Here is a 22,451-nt window from a genome sequence, read left to right as displayed (position 1 = left end):
GGCGTACTGGATGCCCCGCCTTCGCGGGGCATGACAGCGAGTGTGAGGTGAGAGCGTTGCGCAAATCGCGTAGCGCCATGCATCTCCGGCGCGAGCTTACGCCTTCAGCTCGGCCGTCGCCTGATCGAGCCAGGCCTTCGTCGCTTCGTCCAGCGCCGGGCGCACCTCGGCCCTCACGCGCGCGTGGTAGGCGTTGAGCCAGTCGAGCTCGTCCTTGTTCAGCATCGCGACATCAATCAGCCGGCGGTCGATCGGTGCGAGGGTCAGCGTCTCGAACGCATTCATCGGTTTTTCCGCGCCCTCGATGTCGGTGGCGACCACCAGCTCGAGGTTCTCGATGCGGATGCCGAAGCCGTCGGTCTTGTAATAGCCGGGCTCGTTGGAGAGGATCATGCCGCGCTTCAGCGGCGTCGTGCCGAGCTTCGAGATCCGCGCCGGACCTTCGTGCACACTGAGATAGCTGCCGACGCCGTGGCCGGTGCCGTGCTCGAAATCGACGCCGGCGGCCCAGAGATATTGCCGCGCCAGCGTGTCGAGCTGCGCGCCGGTGGTGCCGTCGGGAAACACCGCGCGCGCGATCGCGATGTGGCCGCGCAGCACCCGGGTGAAGCGGTCGCGCATCTCGCCGGTCGGCTCGCCCACGGCCATCGTGCGGGTGACGTCGGTGGTGCCGTCTTCATATTGCGCACCGGAATCGATCAGCAGCAGGTCGCCCGGTGCGATGCGCCGGTTGCTCTTGCGGGTGACGCGGTAGTGCACGATGGCGCCGTTCGGGCCGGTGCCCGATATGGTCGGGAACGAGACGTCCTTCAGCGCGCCGGTGTCGCGGCGGAACGTCTCGAGCGCCTCGACCGCGTCGATCTCGGTCAGCTTGCCGCTTGATGCCTCGCGATCGACGAAGGCGAGGAAGCGCGCCAGCGCCACGGCATCGCGGCGGTGCGCCGTCCGTGTGCCCTTGATCTCGGTCGCGTTCTTGACGGCCTTGAGCAGTGCAATCGGATCGCTGCCGCGCACCGGCTTGCCGCCGGCGCTTGCGATCAGCCGGCTGAGCGCGTCGGCCGCGGTGGCATTGTCGAGCGCGATCGCGGCGCCGCTCTTGGCCAGCGCCATCAGCGTCGGCGCCATCGCATCGGGCTCGCGCACGTCGGCGGACTGTTCGAGATGGTCGCGGGTCAAATTGGAGAGTTTTCGGTGGTCGATGAACACGGTCGGCCGGCCGTCCTTCGGCACCAGCGCGTAGGACAGCGGCAACGGCGTATGGGCGACGTCAGCGCCGCGGATGTTGAAGGTCCAGGCCACGGCGTGGCTGTCGGAGAGCACCAGCGCGTCGACGCCGAGCTTGGCGATCTCGCTTTTGATTTGCGTGATCTTCTCGGCCTCGGCGACCCCGGCATTTTGCAGGCTGTGCACGGCGACCGGGGCCAGCGGCGGCTGCGGCCGGTCCTGCCAGATCGCGTCGACCGGGTTGCTGTCGACGGCGACCAGCTCGGCGCCGGCCTTGGCGCAGGAGGCGGCGAGGCGCTCGGCTGCCGAAGAAGTGTGCAGCCACGGATCAAATCCGAGGCGGTCGCCGGCCTTCAGGTGCGTCGATACCCAGCTCTCCGGCGGCGGATCGATCAGCGATTCCACCGCCCAGGCCTTTGCGTCGACCTGCTTGGCCGCCTGGATCGTGTAGCGGCCGTCGACGAAGATTGCAGCCTCATGCGTCAGCACCACCGCCAATCCTGCGGAACCGGTAAAGCCGGTCAGCCAGGCTAGCCGCTCTTCCGAGGGGGGCACATATTCGTTCTGCTGCTGATCGGCGCGCGGAACGACGAAGCCGGTCAGCTTGCGGCGGGCGAGTTCTTCACGGAGCGCGGCCAGGCGCGCCGTCAATGCGACGCCGGCCTCGGGCTCCTCGAATGTCTGGAAGTGTGCTTCGAACATGGCTCAGTTTAGGATCATGAGGATCAGTCCGCAATGTAGACGCATTTGGGGTCGCATCTGGCACGGACCGTGCTTGAAAATGGTCCATTCGAATTGAGTGGAGTAGAGGATGCAGCAGTTGCGCTTCGTCCGGATAACAGGGAAATTCGAGCGGGTGGTTCATCTCAACGGCGAGGGGACACACGATGCCAGCGTTCATGTTTGAGAAGATTTCGCCGCCGGCCCACCGCGCCCCGGCCGCAACGACACCGAAGAAGCCGCGCGGCCTCATCAGCCAGATGATCGACCGTTTCGCCGAGCGCCGCGCCAGGCGTGCCTTGCAGGGTAAGCGCGCGACACGTCGGGATGAGAAGCCGGCGGAGTAGGGCGGTGTCGTAGGGGGCACGCTTCCGCCGTCGCTCTTCGAGCTATGGCGGGCAAGCCGCTTTGCCACCCTACGGCGCCTACGCTGCCTTACCCCATCTTCCGCAGCAACAAACTGCTCCACCCCTCGATCCGCAGGTGCCGCACCGGCACGAGGCCGCGTGCGCGGTAGGCGGCGATCACGGCGGGGGCCTGGTGGGTCAAGAGGCCGGAGAGGATGACGCGCGCGCCGGGCGCGAGGTGCCGCGCCATCGGGCCGGCCAATTGCCTTAACGGGTTGGCAAGGATGTTGGCCAGGACCAGGTCGAACGGGCCGCATCTGGCAAAGTCCGGTGCGGCAAATCCGGTGGCGCGGATCACCCGCACCTGGTTGCCGACGTGGTTCAGTGTCGCGTTCTCTGCCGCCACCCGCACCGACGGCGGGTCGATGTCGGAGGCGAGCACCGCGCGATGCAGCGCCTTCGCTGCGGCGATGCCCAGCACGCCGGTGCCGGTGCCGAGGTCGAGCAGGCTCCTCGGCCGGGAACTCTTCAGGACGTGGTCAAGCAACAGTAAACAGCCGCGTGTGGTGCCGTGGTGGCCGGTGCCGAAGGCGAGCGCTGCCTCGATCTCGATGGCAAGCTTGTTCGGCGCGACGCGGTCGCGGTCGTGGCTGCCGTGCACGACGAAGCGCCCGGCCGGCACCGGGACGAGATCTTCGAGGCTCGCCTTGACCCAATCCTTGGCCTCGACAATGTCGAAGATGAGCGTTTCGGCGATCTCGTTTCCTGCCGAAGTTACAATGAGTTCCCGCAGCCATGCCTGATCGGGCGCATCGGCGAAATGGAGCGTGACGTCCCACTGTCCGTCCGGCCGCTCGAAGGCGGCGACCGCCGCGTCGCCGTCGAAAAAGACCTCCGTGAGCACGTCGACGACGCGCTTGGCCGCGGCCTCGGTGCCGATCGAAAAGCAGGCGCGATGAGTGGGAGAAAGCTGCATTCTAGGGTTCCGTCAGTTCAATTTTTGGAACTTTTGTTCCCAATTTTCCGCATAACTTGCAGGTTTCGATTTAACCTGACTGCAGGTTGTATCCCGTAGATTTCCGGGTGTTGGATCCAGCCAACGCACCTTGGAATTGAAACGGAGGCGAGTCTTGAAGAGCATGGTTTTGAAGTTCTGGTCGGACGAATCCGGTGCAACCGCGATCGAATACGGCCTGATCGCAGCGGGCATCGCGCTGGCGATCATCACCGTGGTGAACAGCCTGGGCACCAGCTTGAACGACAAGTTCGGTTCGATTAGCAGTTCCTTGAAGTAATTTCCGCCTCCCATTTCCTGGCGGGGGCTGTTTTTCTTTAGAGGCTGTTACCTGACGATCGCCCGCACGGGGAATTGCCCCCGGCGGGCGAGGTCATTTTGGGGGGCGGCCCGGAATGCCCCACAGGCCCTCCACTCGTTTCCCCAAAGTTGTCCACGGGTTTATCCCGCCACTCATCCCCAGCTTTTCCACCGCCTTGTACTGGGCGCGCCGGGCCTGCCGCGCGCAGGCGACCCACTGCTTTCTCACAGCCTTGCCAACAGCCTTGCCAACAGCCTGTCCACAGCTCTTTCCACAGACCTATCCACGGCTTCCGAACAGCGAGCGGTGATCCCTCAAGATCGCCTGCGCGGCGTTGTGGCCGGGCGCACCGGTGACGCCGCCGCCGGGGTGGGCGCCGGAACCGCAATGATAGAGGCCCTTCAGGGGCCCGCGATAGTCGGCATGGCCCAGCATCGGCCGCGCCGAGAACAGCTGGTTCAGCGTCAGCGCGCCGTGGAAGATGTCGCCTCCCAACAGGCCGAATTGCCGTTCGAGGTCGAGCGGGGAGAGGATCTGGCGGCCAAGCACGCTTGCCGCAAAGCCAGGTGCGTATTTGTCCACCGTCGCGATCATGAGATCGGCGACCTCCTCGCGATGGTCGTCCCAGGACTTTCCGTCGGGCAGTTCGGGCGCGACGTGTTGGCAGAACAGGCTCGCGACGTGTTTGCCCGCCGGTGCGAGCGTGTCGTCGAGCGTGGAGGGGATCAGCATTTCGACGACAGGCTCCCGGCTCCAGCCTAGCGCGCGCGCGTCGAGATAGGCGCGGTCCATGTAGCCGAGGCTTGGCGCCAGGATGATGCCGGAGGTGAGGTGATCGCCGTCGCCCGGGAGCGCGGTGAAGGAGGGCAGGCGGTCCAGCGCCACATTCATGCGGAAGGTGCCGGAGCCGTTCTTCCAGTGCCGGATGCGCGCGAGGAAGTCCGGGGGCAGGGCGTCGGCCGCGATCAGCCGCGTATAGAGCAGCTTTGGATTGACGTTGGCCGCGACATATTTTGCGCGGATGGACGTGCCGTTCTCCAGCACCACGCCGACGGCGCGGTCGCGCTCGACGATGATCTCGCGCACACCCGCATCCGTGTCGATCGTGACGCCGCGGCCCTGCGCGACGCGCGCCATCGCCTGCGTGATCGCCCCCATGCCGCCGATGGCGTGGCCCCAGACGCCCTTCTTGCCATTCACCTCGCCGAAGGCGTGGTGCAGCATCACATAGGCCGAGCCCGCCGCGTACGGACTGGCATAATTGCCGACGATGGCATCGAAGCCGAACAGCGCCTTGACCAGATCGTGCTCGAAGCGCTCGTCCAGCATCTCGCCGGCCGAGCGGGTGAAGAGATCGAGCAGGCTGCGGCTTTGCTCCAGCGTCAACCCACGCAGGATGTTGGCGCTCTGCAACGCGTTCACCGCTTCGCGGATCGCGTTCGTGCCAAAATCGTCAAGCAGGTTCGGCGGCGCACGCAGCACGAATTGCCGCAGCACGTCGGCGATGTCTTCCAGCTCGCGCGAGAACCCGTCCAGCGCGCTTGCGTCGTGCGTGCTCAGCCGCGCGACGGATTCCTTCGTCCGCCCCTCGCCGGTGAGCAGATAGCTGCCGTCGGGCGCGGGCAGGAAATTCTGGGCGCGCCGCTCGACGATCCGCAGGCCCTGTTCAGTGAGCCCCAAGTCGCGGATCACCTGCGGATTGAGCAGGCTCACCGTGTAGGCCGCGACCGAGTTGCGGAATCCGGGGTGAAACTCCTCCGTGACCGCGGCCCCGCCGACCACCTTGCGGCGCTCGACGACGCGCACGCGCAGGCCCGCCATCGCGAGATAGGCCGCGCAGGTGAGGCCGTTATGGCCAGCGCCGATGATGATGACGTCGGTTTCGCTCATGAAGGATTCAAAATGTTCCGCGGTCTTTCCGGGATGGTCCGAAAGACCAGACCCGGAATGACATCTGTATATCAAGCAATCGTCGCTGCAACATCACGAGACCCTTTATTGCCCGTTCATGCGCCTTGTGCTCCATTGCGCGCGTCCGGCGCCCGCCGGGGTTTAAGCCGGAGCTTCCATGGATTCGATCGTGCAACCCGCCGCCATGGAGCAGCCCTCCTCGTCGCGCAACCGGCTGCTGCTGACGGTCTATACTGCCGCGATCTTCGTCAGTGCGCTCTTGCTGTTCTCGGTGCAGCCGCTGTTCGCCAAGATGGTGCTGCCGCGGCTCGGCGGCTCGCCGGCAGTGTGGTCGGTGGCGATGGTGTTCTTCCAGTCGCTGCTGCTGGCGGGCTATGCCTATGCGCATCTCTTGATGCAGATCAGGAGCCGGATCGTTCCCGTGGTGGTGCATCTCGTGTTGCTGGCGCTGGCCTTCGCCACGCTGCCGCTCGGCATCGCCACCGCCTATGGCGAGCCACCGGCGTCGGGCTATGCGTTCTGGCTGCTCGGCCTGTTCGTGGTCTCGATCGGCCTGCCGTTCTTCGCGCTCGCCGCCAACAATCCGCTGCTGCAGGCCTGGTTCGTCCGCACCGGCCATCCTGCCGGACACGATCCCTATTTCCTCTATGCATCCTCCAACATCGGCAGCTTCCTCGCGCTGTTGTCCTATCCGTTCCTGCTGGAGCCGATTTTCACGCTGCACACGCAGAACCGGTTCTGGACCCTTGGCTATGGCCTCCTGATCCTCCTGATCGCCGCCTGCGGCGTGCTGCTGCTGCGTTCGCCGAAGCTGGCCGTGGTCGACGCAAGAACCGAGGACGTCAATGCGCCCGCGCCGGGCCTGGTGACGCGGCTGCGCTGGATCTTCCTCGCCGCGGTGCCGTCCGGCCTGCTGATCGCCGTCACGGCGCACATCTCGACCGACGTCGCGGCGGCGCCGTTGCTCTGGGTGCTGCCGCTGTCGCTGTATCTGCTCACCTGGGTGGTGGTGTTCCAGTCGCGGCCGCTGCTGCCGCACAAATGGATGCTGATGCTCCAGCCGGTCGCGATCGCGGGCGTCATCGTCCTGCTGGCGTTCGGCGGCGAACAAAATCTGCTGCTGACCCTCGGCGGCCACCAATTGTGCTTCTTCGTCATCGCCATGGCCTGCCATGGCGAGCTGGCGCGGACACGCCCGGCCGCCAAACATCTCACGGGTTTCTATGTCGCGCTATCGTTCGGCGGCATGGTCGGCGGCCTCTTCGCCGGCCTCGTTGCTCCATTCACCTTCTCCTGGATCGCCGAATACCCGATCCTGGTCGCGCTCGCCGCGCTGTGCCGGCCGCCGGCGAACGAGCGGCTGGCGGGCATCGTCAGATGGTACTGGCCGGCACTCGCCGTGCTCGCGGTGGCGCTGGTCGCGCCGTCTTACATGACCGGCGATCTCTCGACCTGGTTCGAGGATCATCGCGTCTGGGTCGCGGGGGCCGTCGGCGTGCTCGCAGCACTTCTGGCGCTCGCGCTCAACGCCAGCCGCTGGAAGATCTTCGCCACCGCCGCGCTCGCGCTGGCGTTGATCCGCGTCTATCCGGCGGACGAAGGCCGCGTCACGACGGTGCGCAGCTTCTTCGGCGTGCACAAGATCGTGGTGACGCCCGGGGGCTACTTCCACGTGCTGATGCACGGCACCACGATCCACGGCGCCGAGCGCTTCCGCAACAATGACGGTACGCCGGTCGTCGGCCGGCCCGAGCCGATCACCTACTACCACAAGGACGGCGGCATTGGTCAGGCGATCACCGCGATCCGCGAGCGCAAGGGCGCGCCGCTGAAGGTCGCCGCAATCGGCGTCGGATCGGGCACGCTCGCCTGCGCCGCCGAGCCCGGCGAAAGCTGGACCTTCTTCGAGATCGACCAGTCCATGGTCGACGCGGCGAGCGATCCGAAGAACTTTCGCTACATATCGAGCTGCATGCCGGGCCTGAAGCCGGTGATCGGCGATGCTCGCCTCACCTTCGCGAAAGAGCCCGACGGCGTTTATGACCTGATCATTGTCGACGCCTATTCGTCGGATGCGATCCCGATTCATCTCGCCACCGAAGAGGCGATGGGTATCTACAAGGACAAGCTGACGCCGCACGGCGCCGTGGTGATGCACGTCTCCAACCGGCACCTCGATCTCGAGACCGTCGTGGTCGGCATCGCCGATGCCAACGATCTGAAGAGCTGGGTCTTCAACGAGGATTCCGGACGCGACGGGGACTACATCTTCTCGACCGACGTCGTCATCTCCGCGCGCGAGGAGGCCGACGTCGGCCGGCTCGCCTCCTCCAAGTCATGGGAGCAGACCGAAGCCGACGACCGGGTGCGGGTCTGGACCGACGACTATTCCAATATTCTGGGCGCGCTGTACCGGCGTCTGCGGGATGGGGAGTAGGGACGCCAAAGGTACGGCACGCAGATTTACGAGAGGTCGTCATGCCCGGGCTTGTCCCGGGCATCCACGTTCTTCCGACGATGCCGCAACACGTGGATGGCCGGGACAAGCCCGGCCATGACGGCGGATAGACTTCACGGCGCCACCGGCGTTCCCGCCGGCAATGCAATTCCCTTCTCACCCGCGACTTGCCGCAGCAGGTCTGGCCTGTCCGAGATGATGCCGTCGACGCCGAGCTCGATCATGCGCGCCATGTCCTCACGCTTGTTGACGGTCCAGACCACGATGCGCAGTCCGAGCGTGTGTGCCTCCGAGACGACCGCTTCGGTCACATCGCCGAAATAGGGCGACCAGACCGCGCCGCCCGCAGCCTTGATCGTCCGCGGCAGCGAGCCGCCGTGATCGGCCGGGCTGAAACCCGCCGTCCAGTTCGTCGCCTTGTCCAACGCCACCGTCTGGCCCGAGCCGCGCTGGAGCGTCAGGTAGACCGTCGGAATCGTGGGCGCCTGTTGCTGGACGAGCAGCAGGGTCCGCCAGTCGAACGACTGGATCATGACGCGATCGGAAAATCCTTCGGCCTCGATCAGCTGGAGCAGCTTTGCGACAAAGCCTCGCGGATCGAGCGACTCGTCCGGATGGTTTGGATCGATCTTGGTCTCGATATTGAAACGTACGCGCGTGTTGCCGGCCTTGCGCACCAGCGCGAACAGTTCGCCCAGGGTGGGAATGCGTGTCCCCGGCACGGCGCGCTGGTCGGGGAATTGCTTCGCGTAGGAACTGTCGGGGCGGATCTGGCCGACGTCATAGGTCCTGACCTCTTCGAGCCGCAGCTTCACGAACGGTGTGCCCGGCGCGGCGACGTAGGCGCCGCCTGCATCGCGCGCGAGGTCGGGATTGAGCCCGCGTTCATGCGACACGACGACCTCGCCATCCGCGGTCACGCCGGCGTCGAGCTCCAGCGTGTCCACGCCCATCGACAGCGCGTTGGCGAAGGCCGGCAGGGTGTTTTCCGGCAACAGCGCGCGCCCGCCGCGATGCGCTTCGAGATCAAAGGCCATGGCTTGTCCCGCAGTGAGAACCGAGAACACGGTCAGGATTGTCGCGGCACGTGACGGCATCGAGTTCGCAGCCCAAGTGAAAGGAGGAGCTTATGAAATCTTCGCCCGGTTCGTCCAGCTTCGTGGTCGACAGGTGCTTGACGGCGGCCGGGGAAGGCGGAAACTAGCTCTCAAAAAAAGCAACGGTTCAGGGAGCCATTCATATGCGGCTTGTCTTCATCGCAACGATGGCGGTTTTCATGGTCGGACAAGCGATGGCCAAGGATGTGCTTTCGGGTGCGAGCCTCTATGAAGATGTGGCACGCTATGCATCCTTCGGTCTGCACCGCTTCGGCTCTGCGGGCGATCGCGCGACGGCCGACTGGATCGCCGGCGAGATGAAGCAGGCGGGTTTCGAAATCAGCTTCCAGCCCGTCGTGCTCGGGCGGCAATATGTCGTCGAGCGGGCCAGCGCCGAAGCCGCCGGCATCTCTGTCGAGGCGACGCCTTTCTGGTGGCCGCCGGAGGACAAGGCCAGCTTCCATCTCGCCGCGCCGCTCGCGCGCGATGGCGATGTCACCGGCAAGATCCTTCTGCTTGATCTGCCGTTCGATCGCGGCGCCTATCTGGGGCCGACCCATCGTGCGGCGATCGCGGAAGCCGCGGCAAGGAAGCCGGCGGCCATCCTGCTGATGATCGGCAATCCCGCCGACGACCGCTTCGCCTATAACGTCACGCAGGAGGATGCGCCCTGGCCGGTGCCGGTGATCGTGGTCGGCGCGGCGTCGCGAGCGGCGTTCGAGCGCGCGCTCGCCTCAGGCGCGCCTGTCATCTTCGACGTCAAGGGCCATTACGAGCGCGATGTTGTCGGCCGCAACGTCATCGCCGAGATCGGGGCCGGCCGTGGGCCGGTCATCGTCGTCTCCACGCCGATGACCGGCTGGTACTCGTGCGTCTGCGAGCGCGGCCCCGGCATCGCCAACTTTCTCGCACTGGCGCGCACCGTCGCCGCCGAGAAATGGCCGGCGCATCTTGTTTTCATCGCCACCGCCGGCCACGAGATCGGCCATGGCGGCATGGAGCTGTTTTTGAAGCACGGAGCGCCGGCGCCGAAGGACACGCTGGCGTGGATTCATTTCGGTTCGTCGAACGCCTGCTATGCCTTCGCGGAAGGCGCCCGCACCGATCGGCCCGAGCAAGAGCGTTATCTCGTGCTGAGCAAATCCGCCGTCGCACTGACCGACGAGGCTTTTGCGAATGTCGAGGCCAAGCGTCTGGTGACGGAGAAGCAGGCGGTCGGTGAGCTGCGCGACGTGCATGCGGCGGGCTACGCCAATTTCCTCGGCATGGCCGGGCGCCATCGGACGTTTCATACGCCGTCGGATGATCTCGCCGCGACCGGGCCCGAGATCCTCGAGCCGGTCGCGCGCGCCTTCGTCGATGCTGCGCGAAAGATCGTCGAACGCGGCAACGCCGCGTTCCGGTAGCGTCAGTTCTGATAGTAACCGCGCGGCTGATAGTATTGCCGGGGCTGTGGCTGATAGTAGCCCTGCTGGCCGTAGCCTTGATTGTAGTACTGCTGCGGCTGCTGCTGCTGATAGACCTGTGCGTCATAGAGCGGGCGGCTGGCCGAGCGCGGCGCGGGATAGCGCGTGCCGGTGTCGCTGCCGTCAGCCGGGTAGATGTAATTGTCGTCCTGCGGCATGTAGCGGCGGGCGGGCTGCGCCGGCGGTGCGAGATTCACGGGATCGCCTGAGGTGGCGTACTGCTCTTCGGCCGGCTGCGGCGCGCGGGCCACTGCAGTGGGGTTGCGGCCGCGCGGGTTGCGGGCCAGAGCCACCTGGGCCGAGCCGGTCAGCGTCACCGTGGTGTTGAGGACGCCCTGCTGCTGCACCAGCGCATAGAGCGTCGAGGCATTCTGACGCGACAGTCGCACGCAGCCGTGCGACGCCGGCGAGCCGAGGCGGCCGACCGAGTCGGTGCCGTGAATCGCGTGCCCGACCTTGGTGAAGAAGATCGCGTGCGGCATCGGCGCGTCGTCGAATTCCTTGGAGTAGTGATCCTCTTCCATGCGGAAGGCGCGGAAGGCGCCGCCCGGCGTTTCGCGCGAGGGGATGCCTGTTGACACCGGCCAGCGATAGCGCGCGACGCCGTCGACGGCGACGGTCATTTGCTGATTGTCCTTGTCGACGGTGATCTCGACCTTGGCCTGGGCGGCGCCCGCGCTCAAAAACATCAATGAGGAAAAAGCGATGAAAAAGGAACGCATCTGGAAACGCATTTGAGTTCTGGCCTCCGGCCTGTTCACGCTAGGCGCCGCGGCTCTCCGTCCCCCGGCGTGCAATATGCCTGCAATCCGGCTTTCGTTCCAGCGGGCTGCCCGTCCATCGTTAACGCGATGCCGGGCGTAAGCAAGGCTGCTTTGTGCCGCGTGGCTGGCGGCGGCGCTGACATTTTCGCGAGCGTGCCGAGCAGTCACAACGCCGACAATTCGTCACAAAGCCGCAACCATTCGGCCGCTTCAGGCGTTGATCGTGGCTGCCCTCGACGGGCGGCTTCCGCTGCCCTTTCCCCTTTAATTCCCTTGGGACCGAAGATGAACAAAGCCCGTATCGCCGCCGTGCAATTGCCGGCCGGTTTGCCCGTCCGCCTGCTGTTCGCAGCCACCGCCATCCTGCTCGCGCTGTTGTCGCTGCCGCAAGCCGGCCACGCCCAGGGTATCGTGCGCGGCGCCCAGGAAGGCTCCTATGAAGGCAACCGGATCGCCGGGCCTGTCGGTGGCGTCGTTGGCGGCGCGGTCGGCGCCGGTGTTGGCGGGGCCGTGGGTGCGGTGGAGGGCGTGTTCGGCATTCCGCATCACCGCCATTACCGCTGCCGCGGCTACTATGACGGCTACCATCGCTTCCACTGCTACAGGTGAGGTAGCGCCGTAGCCCGGATGGAGCGAAGCGCAATCCGGGGCCGCTGGTGCGTGAGGTGACGCTTGTCCCGGATTTCGCTGCGCTCCATCCGGGCTACGGATCTGCGGTCAATTCTTCAGCCGGTAGCCGGTGCGGAAAATCCACCAGATCACGGCGAGGCAGATCACCAGGAACGCCGTCGTCATGCAGATGCTGACGGACACGCTGACATCCGCGATCTCGTAGAAGCTCCAGCGGAAGCCCGAGATCAGATAGACCACCGGGTTCAGCAGCGCGACCGTGCGCCAGCCTGCCGGCAGCATGTCGATGGAATAGAAGCTGCCGCCGAGGAAGGTCAGCGGCGTCACCACCAGCATCGGGATCATCTGGAGCTTTTCGAAGCCGTCGGCCCAGATGCCGATGATGAAGCCGAACAGGCTGAACGTCACCGCCGTCAGCACCAGGAAGGTCAGCATCCAGACCGGATGATGGATGTGCAGCGGCACGAACAGGCCGGCGGTGGCGAGAATGATCAGGCCGAGAATGATCGACTTCGTCGCGGCGGCGCCGACATAGCCGAGCACGATCTCGCCATAGGAAATTGGCGCCGACAGGATTTCGTAGATCGTGCCGGTGAATTTCGGGAAGTAGATGCCGAACGAAGCGTTGGCGATGCTCTGTGTCAGCACCGAGAGCATGATCAGCCCCGGCACGATGAAGGTGCCGTAGCTGACGCCTTCGACCTGGCTGATGCGCGAGCCGATCGCGGCGCCGAACACCACGAAATAAAGCGAGGTCGAGACGACAGGCGAGACGATGCTTTGCAGCAGCGTACGCCAGGTGCGCGCCATTTCGAACAGATAGATGGCGCGGATGGCGCGATGGTTCATGACGTCCTCACGAGGTCGACGAAGATGTCCTCGAGCGACGATTGCGTCGTGTCGAGATCGTTGAAGCGGATGCCGGCGTTGCGGAGGTCGCTGAGCAGGCTGGTGATGCCGGTGCGCTCGCCCTTGGTGTCGTAGTCGTAGACGAGCGTCGCGCCGCCGTCGCAGACGTCGAGCTCGTAATGGCTGAGGCTGTCCGGCAGCGTCGTGACCTTGCCCTGCAGATGCAGCGTCAACCGCTTCTTGCCGAGCTTCTCCATCAACGTCGCCTTGTCCTCGACCAGCACGATCTCGCCCTTGTTGATGACGCCGATGCGGTCGGCCATCTCCTCGGCTTCCTCGATGTAGTGCGTGGTCAGGATGATGGTGACGCCGGATTGCTGCAGGGTGCGCACCACCTCCCACATGCCCTTGCGCAGCTCGACGTCGACGCCGGCGGTCGGCTCGTCCAGGAACAGGATCTGCGGCTCGTGCGACAGCGCCTTCGCGATCATCACGCGGCGCTTCATGCCGCCGGAGAGCGTGATGATCTTGTTGTCCTTCTTGTCCCAGAGCGAGAGGTCCTTGAGGACCTTCTCGATGTGCGCAGGGTTCTTCGGCTTGCCGAACAGGCCGCGGGAGAAGCTCACCGTCGCCCACACGCTCTCGAAGGCGTCGGTGTGCAATTCCTGGGGCACGAGGCCGATCAGCGAGCGGGCCTTGCGGTACGAGGTCTGGATGTTCTCGCCGCCGACGAGGACCGTGCCTTCGCTCGGGTTGGCGATGCCGCAGATGATCGAGATCAGCGTGGTCTTGCCGGCGCCGTTGGGGCCGAGCAGCGCGAAAATCTCGCCGCGCTTGATGTCGAGATTGACGTTCTTGAGCGCCTTGAAGCCGGACCCATAGGTCTTCGACAAATTGGCGACGGAAATGATGGAGGACATGATGGCCGCAGGGCTGAAAGGTAAGGACTGGGGAGGGGAGGCTGGAACCGTCCGGGAGGAGGTCAGCGGAGCCCTGAAATAGGAATGCACTTGCCCGGCCGCAATTGGCTGGAGAAAAATGGTCTCAAAACAGGCCCTTCGGTGGCAGGTTCCGGACAAGTGTTGCGCGAGGGTCACGGCTTGTGGCTAAGATTGCCGCTCACGCGCCTCTTTGTTGCGTCTGCGAGCAGGCCGTGGCTACGATTCCGGCCAATCGCAAAGCCTATCGTCCCCAGGGAAAACATCGAGATGAGACCGAACGGCCGTCACACCGCCGGCGCCAGCCAGTTGCCCGCCCTCCGTGTGTGGGCGATCTGCCTGCTCCTGCTGTCAGCTGTTGCCATTAGCCCGACCACCGCCAGGGCGGCGCCGAGCCAGTCCGCGGCCGCGACCACCCATGTCTACCTGCTCCGCGGCGTGCTCAACATCTTCTCGCTCGGGCTCGATACGATCGGCTCCCGCCTCCAGGCGCAGGGCGTCCAGGTGACCGTCGCGAACTTCGTGTCCTGGTCCTCGCTCGCTGATGAGGCCGCGGCCAACTACAGGGCCGGTCGCGTCAAGACCATTGTCCTGGTCGGCCATTCGTCCGGCGCGACCGCGCTGCCGGACATGATCGCCAAGCTCAACCAGCTCGGCGTGCCCGTGAAGCTCGCGATCGGCCTCGATTCCGTCTTCAAGACCAGGCTGTCGACCGGCGCCGAGCGCTACATCAACATCTATATCGGCGATGGTCCCGGTGAGCCGGTGCGCGCCGCGGCTGGCCTCCGCGGCAAGCTCGACAATGTCGACGTCCGCGGCACCGGCGTCGGCCACATCTCGATCGACAAGAACGAGGCGATCCAGCGCCGCGTCATCGGCGAGATCGACGCCGCCATCTTGCGCTCGCGCGCCCCGGCAGGTCCGGTCGCCGAACCCGGCGCACCCAGGGCCCCGCGGCAGGCGCGCTCGGCGGCGGCGACGGCTCCGGCCAGGAACTGAGCGCGCGTCGCGCCCGCAGCACCGCGTGATGCCGCCTAAGCGGCGGTCACGCGGACCGGCATGCTCTCCAGCCCGCGCAGGGAATTGTTGAGCCTGCGTTTCGGCTCCGCCGTGAGCTCGATGGTCTTCACGCGCCTTGCGAGCTCGCCGAAGATCAATTCGCCTTCCAGACGCGCGATCATCTGGCCGACGCAGGCGTGAATGCCGGCGCCGAAGCCGACATGCCCGGTCGCGCTCCGTTCGACATCGAAGCGGTCGGGTTTGTCCCACCGCGCCGGATCGCGGTTGGCGGAGGCCATGAACAGCAGCACCTTGCGGTGCGCGGGGATCACGCCGCCACTCGTCTCGACCTCGCGCGAGGTGGTGCGAAAGAACGTCTGCACCGGTGAGTCGTAGCGCAGGCCTTCCTCGAAGGCGTTGCGCGCCAGCTCCGGCTTGTGGTGCAGCTTGCGATATTCATCCGGGTGCGTGGCGAGTGCCAGCAGGGTGTTGCCGATGCCATTGACGGTGGTGTCGATCCCGGCCGTGAGGAACGGCCGCACCAGATGCGTTGCTTCGTGCTCGGTGATCTCGCCGTCGTCTGCGGCCTGGTAGATCATCATGCCGAGCCCGTCGGGCTGCAACGCGTCCCGGGCGCAGCATTCCATGATCCAGCTCTGTGCGGCGAGGCCCGCCTTGCGCGATGCGGCCAGCGTTTCGTTCTCCGGGCCAAAGCTGTCGAACACGAAGGTGCTCCAGGCCAGCAGCTTCTCGCGGCCGTCCGGCCGGATGCCGATCGCATCCGGAAACACTTTCATGGGATAGGCTTCCGCAAGATCGGTCACGGCATCGAACGTGCCTCTGTCGATCAGCTCCGAGACCTTCTTCTCCGCCTCCTGCTGAAACGTCTCGCGCAGCTTCCTTGCGACGCCCGGAGACAGCGTGCGGCCGAGAACCCGCCGGCCCTTGTCGTGATCGGGCGGGTCGATCTGCAGCGTCAGCGGCTTTGGCAGCGCAGGATTCATCCCGTTGAGGCCGACACCCTCGCCGCTGATGAAGGTCTTCCAGTCTTTCAGCGCCGCCTCGACTTCGGCATAGCCTGCCATGGCCCACACGTCGTAACGCTCGAGCGCGAACGCAGGCCCGAGCGCGCGCAGCGCTTCATAGGCGGGATAGGGGTCCATCAGGAAGTCAGGCGCGAACGGGTCGATCGGACTGGATGCAATGCCGCTCATGGTCAGCTCCCGGCCGTTATTGCGTGGTCAGCGGACACTTGCCTTCGCTCTCCGCGCGGAATGCGTCCTCGCCCTTGATCGTGGCGACGACCTTCAGCAGGTCCCAGGCCGAATTCGACTCCTCGGGCGCCTTGACCTGGAGCAAATAGAGCGGGTGGATCTTGCGTCCGTCCTTGCGGATGTAGCCCTTGCCGAACAGCGGATCGTCGGTCGGCATCTCCTTCATCGCGGCGACGACGGCCTTGCCGTCCTTGGCGCCGCCGACTTTGTCGACCGCCTTGAGGTAGTGAATGACCGAGGCATAGACGCCGGCCTGCATGTCGTTGGGATAAGCCTTCGACGGGATGCGCTCGGCGAAGCGTTTGGCGAAAGCCCGCGTGCCGTCGTTCAGATCCCAGTAGAACGGGTTCATGATCTGCGCGCCCTGCGCAAACTTCAGTCCGAGTGAGGGTAGGCCGTTCATCCCCAGGATCAATCCGACCAGCTTGTGGTCCTTGGTCAGCCCGAACTCGGCGGCCTGCTTCATCGAGGTGATGGTATCGTCGCCGGCATTGGCGAAGCCGACGACGTTCGCACCCGAAGCCTGGGCCTGGAGCAGGAAGGAGGCGTAGTCGGCCGTTCCCAGCGGATGCCGCACGCTGTCGAGCACCTCGCCGCCGGACGCTTTCACGGCCTCCGCGGCCTGCTTCTCCAGATCGTGACCGAACGCGTAGTCGGCGGTGATGAAGAACCATTTCTTGCCGCCCTGCTGCACGATCGCCTTGCCGAGGCCGCGCCCGTAGGCATAGGTGTCGTAGGTCCAGTGCACGGTGTTGGGCGTGCATTTTTCGCCGGTGAGCAGCACCGTTCCAGCGCCCGATCCGACGAAGACCTTGTTCTTCTCGGCGCTCATCCCGGCGACAGCGAGCGCGATCGACGAGTTGGGGATGTCGAAGATCGCATCGACGCCGTCGTTCTCGTACCAGCGCCGGGCGATGCCGATCCCGATGTCGGTCTTGTTCTGGTGATCTGCCGCGACGACCTCGACAGGCTTGCCGCCGGCCTTGCCGCCATAATCCTCGACCGCCATTTTTGCGGCGACGACCGAGCCGATCCCCTGATAGCTCGCGAACGGACCGGATTGGTCGTTCAGGATGCCGATCTTCACGGCATCCTGGGCAAAGCCCGGTGCGGCAAGCAGCATCGAGGCCAAAATGCACAATTTGTACAGGAATTTGCTGTTCATTGTGTCCCTCCCATGTGCGGTCTTGGTGCCGCTAAATAATAGTTATATTTTATAGCTATTCTTGAGAGTGTCAATTCGGCTTTGGCCGCCGCGGATTGAGGATCATGAGTTCGAAAACCGTAAGACCCGGGTTGAAGTCCGATCAGCAGCCGGAGAAATCGCTGGACCTGCGCGCGCTCCGGCGGACGCCCGGCTTCATGCTGCGCCTCGCGCAGTTGAAGTTTTTCGAAGGCTTTTACGAGGAGTTCGCCGCGTTGGGCCTGACGCCGGCGACCTATGCGATCTTCGCCGTCATTCGTGACAATCCCGGCGTGCCGCCGAGCAGCCTCGCCAGCCTGCTTCGGCTGCGCCTGCCGAACCTGATCAAGATCCTGAACGAGCTCGAATCGTCCGGCTTCATCAAGCGCAACCGCTCGAAGGCGGATCGCCGCGCCGTCGAGCTGATGCTGACGCCGAAGGGCGCAAAGCTCATTGCCGAGGGGGCAAGGCTGACAGAGCCCTATAACGAAAAGATGCTGGCCCCGCTCAGCGCGGCCGAGCAGCGCACGCTGCTGGAATTGCTGAACCGGCTCCTGCCGCTCTAGGGTCGGGCTCTATCGCTTCCTGACCAGCTTCAGGGGACGACCGGTCTTCTGAATGCGGGGCTTGATCGCAGCGCTCTGTGCGTCGGGCGGGTTCAGGAAGCGCGCGAGCATCGTTCTCAGATGCTCTACGCTCTGCTTGATATCTAGCTTCGGATTGCGGATCGGCATGGCGCGGGATCCGTCGACGAGGGCGATCAGGATGTTTGCCGTCGCGTCCGGATCTAACCCAGGATCCACCCGTCCCTGCTGCTGCGCGCGGCGCAGGAAGTCGCTCCACATGCGGCGGACGGCCGCCGTGTGCCGTTCGATGACCTTGGCGAATTCCGGATTGCGGGCGGCCTCCGCGAGGCCATCCAGATTGAGGATCTGGGCGGGACGAAATCTCAGGCTGGATTCCTCGATATCGACGAGCAGCGCCTCGATCACGTCGGGGGCGGCCAGAATTTTTTCGAACTTTTCGGCCGACCGCGCGAGACCGAGGTCGATCATCGCCTCGATGATCGCCTCCTTGCTCGCGAAGTAGTGATAGAGGTGGCCCGGACTGATGCCGGCTTCGGTGCAGATATCTGTCGTGCTAGCGCCGCGGAAGCCGTCCCTGATGAAGCAGCGGATCGCCGCGCCGAGGATTTCCCCGCGTTTCTGCTCATGCTTGACGGGGTCGACTTTCCTCAAACCGGACATCTCCATTCACACTCGCCCCGTTTAGCACGACGGTCCGCCACGAGAAAATCAAAATTAGAGAGTTCCATCTATTTATGTTGACGGATGTTGCGAGGCGTGAGAAGTGATTATTAGAGCGATCTCTCTAATAAGCTGCCGATGCGGGAATGGGACCATGCGCTTTCCACGGACGGCCCTGATGGGTGCCGCGCTTGCGCTCGGAGGGTGTGCGACCGCGCCGCTCGAACAGGCCGGCTCGCTCAGGAGCTACGACCGGATGTCGGAAGCGAACGGGCTGGTGACGCGATCGAAAATCCGCGTGAACAAGCAGGATGTCCTGGCGGCGAAGACGATCCGGATCGCATCGACCGTCTTTCCCGCGCGCACCGATGTCGTGTTGAACGAAAAGGAACGTCGCCTGGTTGCGAACGCCATCAGCCGCGAGCTGTGTCTCCGCTTGAGCGAGCGCTTCCGTATCGTCTCATCCGATGACGACGCCGATCTCACGGTGCAGGCGACGGTGACGCACGCCGCGCCGACCAGCCCGACCGCCTCCGGCGCATCGAAAGCCCTGTCGATTGCCAAGACCGTTGCGCTGCCCGGCGTGCCTGTACCGGTGCCGAGGCTTCCGGTCGGGCTCGGCAGCCTGTCGGTCGAGGCGGAAGCGCGCGATTTTGCAGGATTTCAGAAGGCGGCCATGGTCTGGGCGCGCGGCGCCAACTCGATTACGAACTCTCCGCGGGTCGCCAATGAGGGCGATGCCTACGATCTCGCCGCCGATTTCGGCACGGACTTCGCAAAACTGGTTACGACCGGAGAATCGCCGTTCGGCGGCATCCCCGCGCTACCGCCGATGGACAGCATTCCCGTGCGGCTTGGCGGTGCGCCCAAATATGTCGCCTGCGAAGCGTTCGGACGGTTTCCCGGCATCACCGGCATCGCGGGGCAGGGGCTCGGCCTGCCGCCGGCCTGGACCGATTCCGGTGCCAAGGAGAGCCCGGCCAACAATCCGGCCCCGCCGCCTGTGCCCGGAGCGAATTCAGAGCAGGCGCTGACACAGTGATGCGGCTGCGCGCCCCGCAACATCCGAGCTCGACATATTGGTAGCCGATCAGAGTCAATGACATGCTGACATCCGGAATAACTCGCTCTTCCCAACGCGCCTTGCGCCAAAGCGCAGCGCGCGACGATGCGCGCGCGAGGAGCGTTCCCCTGTTCACGGCCGATGAGGCGTGGAGCCGGACGAACGCAGATCGGCGTGCAGTCGATGAGAGGGATGACCAGGGCTCGATGCTCGAGCCCGGCTTCTGGATGACGGCCCTGGTCGCGTTCCTGCCCACGGTCGCCGGCTGCCTCTATCTCGTCCTGACCCAGGGATGAGGCGCGCAGCGAGCGCGGCACCGGGGACAAGCGATGCATTCACGATATGAGTTGGCGTGCGGCCAGCGAAGGTCCGTCTTCGACCGCCGCAGATCTCTGGCGGCCTTGTCCGCCATCTTGACGCTGCTGCTGGCGGGATGCGCGTCGAGCGGGAATTTGCCTCCTGTCTATCATCCTCCGCGTCCGCCTGGTGCCAAGGCGGTGCAGGAGGGCGTCAGGAAGGCAGCCGCCGAAGTCAAGCTGATCGGGGGACTCGAGACATCCGCCGTCCGTCCTACCGACCACGGGCCGGCGTCGTATTTCGTCTGCCTGAGGCAGCGCGGTGGTCCGTCTGACAGACACCCGGCCTATTCGGTCTTTTTCGACGATGACGCCTACAAGGGAATCCAGAGCTCGGTGATCCTCGACGCCTGCGAAGCCCAGCCATGGGTTCCCTTCAATTGATGCCGGGGATGCAACGGGGCAGAATGAGAACCGCGACCGACGGGCGTCACGGGCCCGGTTCCGTGCCCCAAAATCCACCCAATCGGTGGTCACTAAGCCCGCGGAGGAGGCCTTTGCCTCCCATGGTGGGACTGCTGGACTGATGATCGATTTGAGGCGGCTAGTCGTGCTGGCAGCGGTTGCGCTGCTCGCCCTAGGCACCGGCACGGCCGCTGCCTCACCTGCGAAGCCGAAGCGCTCCGCGGTCGCGACCGCTGCGCCGCCGCCTCCCGCTCCGCCGGTCGAGCCGCTGCCGCCGCCAAAGATCTACCTGTTCCGCGGCGCCATGGGGCCGATCTTCTCGACCGGCATGGACCGGCTCAGCGAAAAGCTGACGAAGGCCGGCTTCTCGGCCGACGTCTATGAATTCACCATCTGCCGATGGATCGGCGATCGTGTCATCTCCAGCTACAAGGAAACGCCGGCGCCGATCGTGCTGATCGGCCACTCCATGGGCGGACTGTGCTCGGTCGTGATCTCCGAGATGGCGGCCAAGGAGAACATCCGGATCAGCCTCGTCATCGCCATCGATTCCGCGCATGCGACCGGCGACGTGCCGCTCAATGTCGAGCGCTTCATCAACATCTTCCTCTCCGACAGCGTGCTCGGCGGCGGCGACGTCGTGGCCGTGCCCGGCTATCGGGGCCATTACGCGAGCTACGACCTCAAGGAGAACAGCCGCGTCTCGCACATCAATATCGAGAAGTCGGACGACATCCATCGCCAGATCATCGAGATGGTGACGCAGCTGCCACGCATCCCCGCGCAGAGCCAGGCCGATGCGGTACCGTTGCGCTATCTCGTGCCGCCGAACACGCCGGTGGAATTGTGGGACAGCGGCGTGCGGGTGCCGGTGCGCGCGGGCGACACCATGGAGAGCATCGCCGCCGCCCGCCGCGTGCCGCTGTGGACGCTGGCGCAGAGCAATTCGCTGGCGGAGAACGCGACCCTCACCCCCGGCCAGTCCATCATCGTCCCGCGCCATCTGACGCCGCCCGAGCCTGTGGCCGCGATGGCGGCGCCGGCGCCTCCGCCGCAAGGGCGGAAGTAGTTGATCCACAACTCGTCATGGCCGGGACAAGCCCGGCCATGACGTCGAGTAGCGATTACACGTTCGTCCCGTGGATCGCGTCGATCACGGCGTCCGTGACTTCCTTCGTCGTCGCCTTGCCGCCGACATCGGGCGTCAGCACGCCGGCCGCGCAGACGCGCTCGACCGCCGACATCAGCCGTATTGCCGCGTCCTTCTCGCCGAGATGCTCCAGCATCTGGGCACCGGTCCAGAAGGTCGCGACCGGGTTGGCGATGCCCTTGCCGGTGATGTCGAACGCCGAGCCGTGGATCGGCTCGAACATCGAGGGGAAGCGGCGCTGCGGATCGATGTTGCCGGTCGGCGCCACCCCGAGGCTGCCGGCGAGTGCGCCGGCAAGATCGGAGAGGATGTCGGCGTGGAGGTTGGTCGCAACGATCGTGTCGAGGCTCTTCGGATGCAGCGTCATGCGCACCGTCATGGCGTCGACCAGCATCTTGTCCCAGGTGACGTCGGGGAATTCGGCCGCAACTTCGGCTGCGATCTCGTCCCACATCACCATGCCATGGCGCTGCGCGTTCGACTTGGTCACGACGGTCAGGAATTTGCGCGGGCGTGACTGCGCGAGCTGGAAGGCGTAGCGCATGATGCGGGTGACGCCGACGCGGGTGAACACCGCGACCTCGGTGCCGACTTCTTCCGGCAGGCCCCTGTGCGCACGGCCGCCCATGCCGGCATATTCGCCTTCCGAGTTCTCGCGCACGATCACCCAGTCGAGATCACCGACGCCGACATTGCGCAACGGCGAGGCGACGCCGGGCAGGATCTTGGTCGGCCGCACATTGGCGTATTGGTCAAAGCCCTGGCAGATCGGCAGGCGCAGGCCCCACAGCGTGATGTGGTCGGGCACGTCGGGCGCACCGACCGCACCGAAATAGATCGCGTCGAACTTCTTCAGCTCGGCAAGGCCCTCGGCCGGCATCATCACGCCGTGCTTCTTGTAATAGTCCGAGCCCCAGTCGAACGTCTTGACGTTGAAGGCGAGGTCGCCGCTGCGTTTTGCCAGAGCCTCCAGCACGCGGACGCCGGCCGAGATAACCTCGGGGCCGATGCCGTCGGCCGGAATCGCTGCGATCGAATGAGTGCGCATGAAGAT

At 65.2% G+C, this 22,451-nt stretch carries 22 protein-coding genes; 11 read left to right on the top strand and 11 right to left on the bottom strand.

The window, feature by feature from the left end:
* Window positions 1-96: 96 nt before the first annotated feature.
* On the bottom strand, window positions 97-1,926 hold the full coding sequence (locus tag AC1DW2_RS32710; protein ID WP_477008017.1) for an aminopeptidase P family protein: 1,830 nt from the start codon (window positions 1,924-1,926) through the stop codon (window positions 97-99).
* A gap of 185 nt (window positions 1,927-2,111) precedes the next feature.
* On the opposite strand from AC1DW2_RS32710, the gene AC1DW2_RS32705 reads away from it, so the two are divergent.
* Entirely contained in the window at window positions 2,112-2,291 is a 180-nt protein-coding gene (locus tag AC1DW2_RS32705) for a hypothetical protein (protein ID WP_028147633.1), read from the top strand.
* Window positions 2,292-2,379: 88 nt separating this feature from the next.
* On the opposite strand, the gene AC1DW2_RS32700 is transcribed toward AC1DW2_RS32705, so the two are convergent.
* A complete protein-coding gene (locus AC1DW2_RS32700) occupies window positions 2,380-3,267 on the bottom strand; it encodes a 50S ribosomal protein L11 methyltransferase (protein WP_354242885.1) in 888 nt (295 codons plus the stop codon).
* A gap of 163 nt (window positions 3,268-3,430) precedes the next feature.
* Here AC1DW2_RS32700 and AC1DW2_RS32695 point away from each other — a divergent pair, with 163 nt between their 5' ends.
* Window positions 3,431-3,586: a Flp family type IVb pilin gene (locus AC1DW2_RS32695; protein ID WP_094183922.1), complete on the top strand. Its 156-nt coding sequence runs from the start codon at window positions 3,431-3,433 to the stop codon at window positions 3,584-3,586.
* Between the two features lie 300 nt (window positions 3,587-3,886).
* Here the strand turns inward: AC1DW2_RS32695 and AC1DW2_RS32690 are convergent, their stop codons facing one another.
* The gene (locus AC1DW2_RS32690) at window positions 3,887-5,497 is read right to left on the bottom strand and encodes a phytoene desaturase family protein (RefSeq protein WP_477008016.1); all 1,611 of its coding nucleotides are present in this window, start codon (window positions 5,495-5,497) and stop codon (window positions 3,887-3,889) included.
* A gap of 178 nt (window positions 5,498-5,675) precedes the next feature.
* Here AC1DW2_RS32690 and AC1DW2_RS32685 point away from each other — a divergent pair, with 178 nt between their 5' ends.
* Window positions 5,676-7,955, top strand: coding sequence for a spermidine synthase (locus AC1DW2_RS32685; protein ID WP_477008015.1), 2,280 nt, complete (start codon window positions 5,676-5,678; stop codon window positions 7,953-7,955).
* A gap of 134 nt (window positions 7,956-8,089) precedes the next feature.
* Here the strand turns inward: AC1DW2_RS32685 and AC1DW2_RS32680 are convergent, their stop codons facing one another.
* Complete coding sequence (locus AC1DW2_RS32680; protein ID WP_477008014.1) at window positions 8,090-9,073, bottom strand: glycerophosphodiester phosphodiesterase; 984 nt, start codon at window positions 9,071-9,073, stop codon at window positions 8,090-8,092.
* A gap of 143 nt (window positions 9,074-9,216) precedes the next feature.
* Between AC1DW2_RS32680 and AC1DW2_RS32675 the strand changes: the two genes are divergently transcribed.
* Window positions 9,217-10,479 carry a hypothetical protein gene (locus AC1DW2_RS32675; protein WP_477008013.1) on the top strand — a complete coding sequence of 421 codons (1,263 nt, stop codon included), beginning with the start codon at window positions 9,217-9,219 and terminating at the stop codon, window positions 10,477-10,479.
* Between the two features lie 2 nt (window positions 10,480-10,481).
* On the opposite strand, the gene AC1DW2_RS32670 is transcribed toward AC1DW2_RS32675, so the two are convergent.
* Window positions 10,482-11,261 (bottom strand): L,D-transpeptidase, encoded by a 780-nt coding sequence (locus AC1DW2_RS32670; protein ID WP_477008012.1) that lies wholly within the window; start codon window positions 11,259-11,261, stop codon window positions 10,482-10,484.
* A 327-nt stretch (window positions 11,262-11,588) separates the two neighbouring features.
* Between AC1DW2_RS32670 and AC1DW2_RS32665 the strand changes: the two genes are divergently transcribed.
* Complete coding sequence (locus tag AC1DW2_RS32665) at window positions 11,589-11,912, top strand: hypothetical protein (protein ID WP_477008011.1); 324 nt, start codon at window positions 11,589-11,591, stop codon at window positions 11,910-11,912.
* Window positions 11,913-12,020: 108 nt separating this feature from the next.
* On the opposite strand, the gene AC1DW2_RS32660 is transcribed toward AC1DW2_RS32665, so the two are convergent.
* Window positions 12,021-12,782: an ABC transporter permease gene (locus tag AC1DW2_RS32660; protein WP_028147642.1), complete on the bottom strand. Its 762-nt coding sequence runs from the start codon at window positions 12,780-12,782 to the stop codon at window positions 12,021-12,023.
* Complete coding sequence (locus tag AC1DW2_RS32655; protein WP_028147643.1) at window positions 12,779-13,702, bottom strand: ABC transporter ATP-binding protein; 924 nt, start codon at window positions 13,700-13,702, stop codon at window positions 12,779-12,781. The genes AC1DW2_RS32660 and AC1DW2_RS32655 overlap by 4 nt, the downstream gene beginning before the upstream one ends.
* 288 nt (window positions 13,703-13,990) lie before the next feature.
* On the opposite strand from AC1DW2_RS32655, the gene AC1DW2_RS32650 reads away from it, so the two are divergent.
* Window positions 13,991-14,719: a hypothetical protein gene (locus AC1DW2_RS32650; protein WP_166101856.1), complete on the top strand. Its 729-nt coding sequence runs from the start codon at window positions 13,991-13,993 to the stop codon at window positions 14,717-14,719.
* A gap of 35 nt (window positions 14,720-14,754) precedes the next feature.
* Here the strand turns inward: AC1DW2_RS32650 and AC1DW2_RS32645 are convergent, their stop codons facing one another.
* Both AC1DW2_RS32645 and AC1DW2_RS32640 read right to left on the bottom strand, forming a co-directional pair.
* The gene (locus tag AC1DW2_RS32645) at window positions 14,755-15,933 is read right to left on the bottom strand and encodes a cytochrome P450 (protein ID WP_477008010.1); all 1,179 of its coding nucleotides are present in this window, start codon (window positions 15,931-15,933) and stop codon (window positions 14,755-14,757) included.
* Window positions 15,934-15,949: 16 nt separating this feature from the next.
* Window positions 15,950-17,158: an ABC transporter substrate-binding protein gene (locus AC1DW2_RS32640; protein WP_477008009.1), complete on the bottom strand. Its 1,209-nt coding sequence runs from the start codon at window positions 17,156-17,158 to the stop codon at window positions 15,950-15,952.
* 104 nt (window positions 17,159-17,262) lie between these two features.
* On the opposite strand from AC1DW2_RS32640, the gene AC1DW2_RS32635 reads away from it, so the two are divergent.
* Window positions 17,263-17,742, top strand: a complete 480-nt coding sequence (locus AC1DW2_RS32635) for a MarR family winged helix-turn-helix transcriptional regulator (protein WP_014492986.1) — start codon at window positions 17,263-17,265, stop codon at window positions 17,740-17,742.
* Between the two features lie 9 nt (window positions 17,743-17,751).
* Here the strand turns inward: AC1DW2_RS32635 and AC1DW2_RS32630 are convergent, their stop codons facing one another.
* Entirely contained in the window at window positions 17,752-18,429 is a 678-nt protein-coding gene (locus AC1DW2_RS32630; protein ID WP_477008008.1) for a TetR/AcrR family transcriptional regulator, read from the bottom strand.
* A 172-nt stretch (window positions 18,430-18,601) separates the two neighbouring features.
* Here AC1DW2_RS32630 and AC1DW2_RS32625 point away from each other — a divergent pair, with 172 nt between their 5' ends.
* The 4 genes from AC1DW2_RS32625 to AC1DW2_RS32610 all read left to right on the top strand — a co-directional run bounded on the left by AC1DW2_RS32625 (window position 18,602) and on the right by AC1DW2_RS32610 (window position 21,316).
* Window positions 18,602-19,465, top strand: coding sequence for a DUF3313 domain-containing protein (locus tag AC1DW2_RS32625; protein WP_166101843.1), 864 nt, complete (start codon window positions 18,602-18,604; stop codon window positions 19,463-19,465).
* 62 nt (window positions 19,466-19,527) lie between these two features.
* A complete protein-coding gene (locus tag AC1DW2_RS32620) occupies window positions 19,528-19,782 on the top strand; it encodes a hypothetical protein (protein WP_477008007.1) in 255 nt (84 codons plus the stop codon).
* Between the two features lie 117 nt (window positions 19,783-19,899).
* On the top strand, window positions 19,900-20,226 hold the full coding sequence (locus AC1DW2_RS32615) for a hypothetical protein (RefSeq protein WP_477008006.1): 327 nt from the start codon (window positions 19,900-19,902) through the stop codon (window positions 20,224-20,226).
* A 142-nt stretch (window positions 20,227-20,368) separates the two neighbouring features.
* Window positions 20,369-21,316: a LysM peptidoglycan-binding domain-containing protein gene (locus tag AC1DW2_RS32610; RefSeq protein WP_477008005.1), complete on the top strand. Its 948-nt coding sequence runs from the start codon at window positions 20,369-20,371 to the stop codon at window positions 21,314-21,316.
* A 55-nt stretch (window positions 21,317-21,371) separates the two neighbouring features.
* Here the strand turns inward: AC1DW2_RS32610 and AC1DW2_RS32605 are convergent, their stop codons facing one another.
* Complete coding sequence (locus AC1DW2_RS32605) at window positions 21,372-22,445, bottom strand: tartrate dehydrogenase (RefSeq protein ID WP_477008004.1); 1,074 nt, start codon at window positions 22,443-22,445, stop codon at window positions 21,372-21,374.
* Window positions 22,446-22,451: the final 6 nt, after the last annotated feature.

The sequence above is a fragment of the Bradyrhizobium sp. P3_C3 genome (genome assembly GCF_056402655.1).
This window is presented reverse-complemented; position numbering and strand designations above follow the sequence as displayed.

Coding starts and splice junctions, on each gene's coding strand:
- AC1DW2_RS32700 (WP_354242885.1), bottom strand. CDS start 3,267: ATGCAGCTTTCTCCCACTCATCGCGCCTGCTTTTCGATCGGCACCGAG.
- AC1DW2_RS32705 (WP_028147633.1), top strand. CDS start 2,112: ATGCCAGCGTTCATGTTTGAGAAGATTTCGCCGCCGGCCCACCGCGCC.
- AC1DW2_RS32635 (WP_014492986.1), top strand. CDS start 17,263: ATGAGTTCGAAAACCGTAAGACCCGGGTTGAAGTCCGATCAGCAGCCG.
- AC1DW2_RS32670 (WP_477008012.1), bottom strand. CDS start 11,261: ATGCGTTCCTTTTTCATCGCTTTTTCCTCATTGATGTTTTTGAGCGCG.
- AC1DW2_RS32610 (WP_477008005.1), top strand. CDS start 20,369: ATGATCGATTTGAGGCGGCTAGTCGTGCTGGCAGCGGTTGCGCTGCTC.
- AC1DW2_RS32690 (WP_477008016.1), bottom strand. CDS start 5,497: ATGAGCGAAACCGACGTCATCATCATCGGCGCTGGCCATAACGGCCTC.
- AC1DW2_RS32665 (WP_477008011.1), top strand. CDS start 11,589: ATGAACAAAGCCCGTATCGCCGCCGTGCAATTGCCGGCCGGTTTGCCC.
- AC1DW2_RS32620 (WP_477008007.1), top strand. CDS start 19,528: ATGCTGACATCCGGAATAACTCGCTCTTCCCAACGCGCCTTGCGCCAA.
- AC1DW2_RS32630 (WP_477008008.1), bottom strand. CDS start 18,429: ATGGAGATGTCCGGTTTGAGGAAAGTCGACCCCGTCAAGCATGAGCAG.
- AC1DW2_RS32680 (WP_477008014.1), bottom strand. CDS start 9,073: ATGCCGTCACGTGCCGCGACAATCCTGACCGTGTTCTCGGTTCTCACT.
- AC1DW2_RS32685 (WP_477008015.1), top strand. CDS start 5,676: ATGGATTCGATCGTGCAACCCGCCGCCATGGAGCAGCCCTCCTCGTCG.
- AC1DW2_RS32660 (WP_028147642.1), bottom strand. CDS start 12,782: ATGAACCATCGCGCCATCCGCGCCATCTATCTGTTCGAAATGGCGCGC.
- AC1DW2_RS32605 (WP_477008004.1), bottom strand. CDS start 22,445: ATGCGCACTCATTCGATCGCAGCGATTCCGGCCGACGGCATCGGCCCC.
- AC1DW2_RS32710 (WP_477008017.1), bottom strand. CDS start 1,926: ATGTTCGAAGCACACTTCCAGACATTCGAGGAGCCCGAGGCCGGCGTC.
- AC1DW2_RS32625 (WP_166101843.1), top strand. CDS start 18,602: ATGGGTGCCGCGCTTGCGCTCGGAGGGTGTGCGACCGCGCCGCTCGAA.
- AC1DW2_RS32645 (WP_477008010.1), bottom strand. CDS start 15,933: ATGAGCGGCATTGCATCCAGTCCGATCGACCCGTTCGCGCCTGACTTC.
- AC1DW2_RS32695 (WP_094183922.1), top strand. CDS start 3,431: ATGGTTTTGAAGTTCTGGTCGGACGAATCCGGTGCAACCGCGATCGAA.
- AC1DW2_RS32655 (WP_028147643.1), bottom strand. CDS start 13,702: ATGTCCTCCATCATTTCCGTCGCCAATTTGTCGAAGACCTATGGGTCC.
- AC1DW2_RS32640 (WP_477008009.1), bottom strand. CDS start 17,158: ATGAACAGCAAATTCCTGTACAAATTGTGCATTTTGGCCTCGATGCTG.
- AC1DW2_RS32650 (WP_166101856.1), top strand. CDS start 13,991: ATGAGACCGAACGGCCGTCACACCGCCGGCGCCAGCCAGTTGCCCGCC.
- AC1DW2_RS32675 (WP_477008013.1), top strand. CDS start 9,217: ATGCGGCTTGTCTTCATCGCAACGATGGCGGTTTTCATGGTCGGACAA.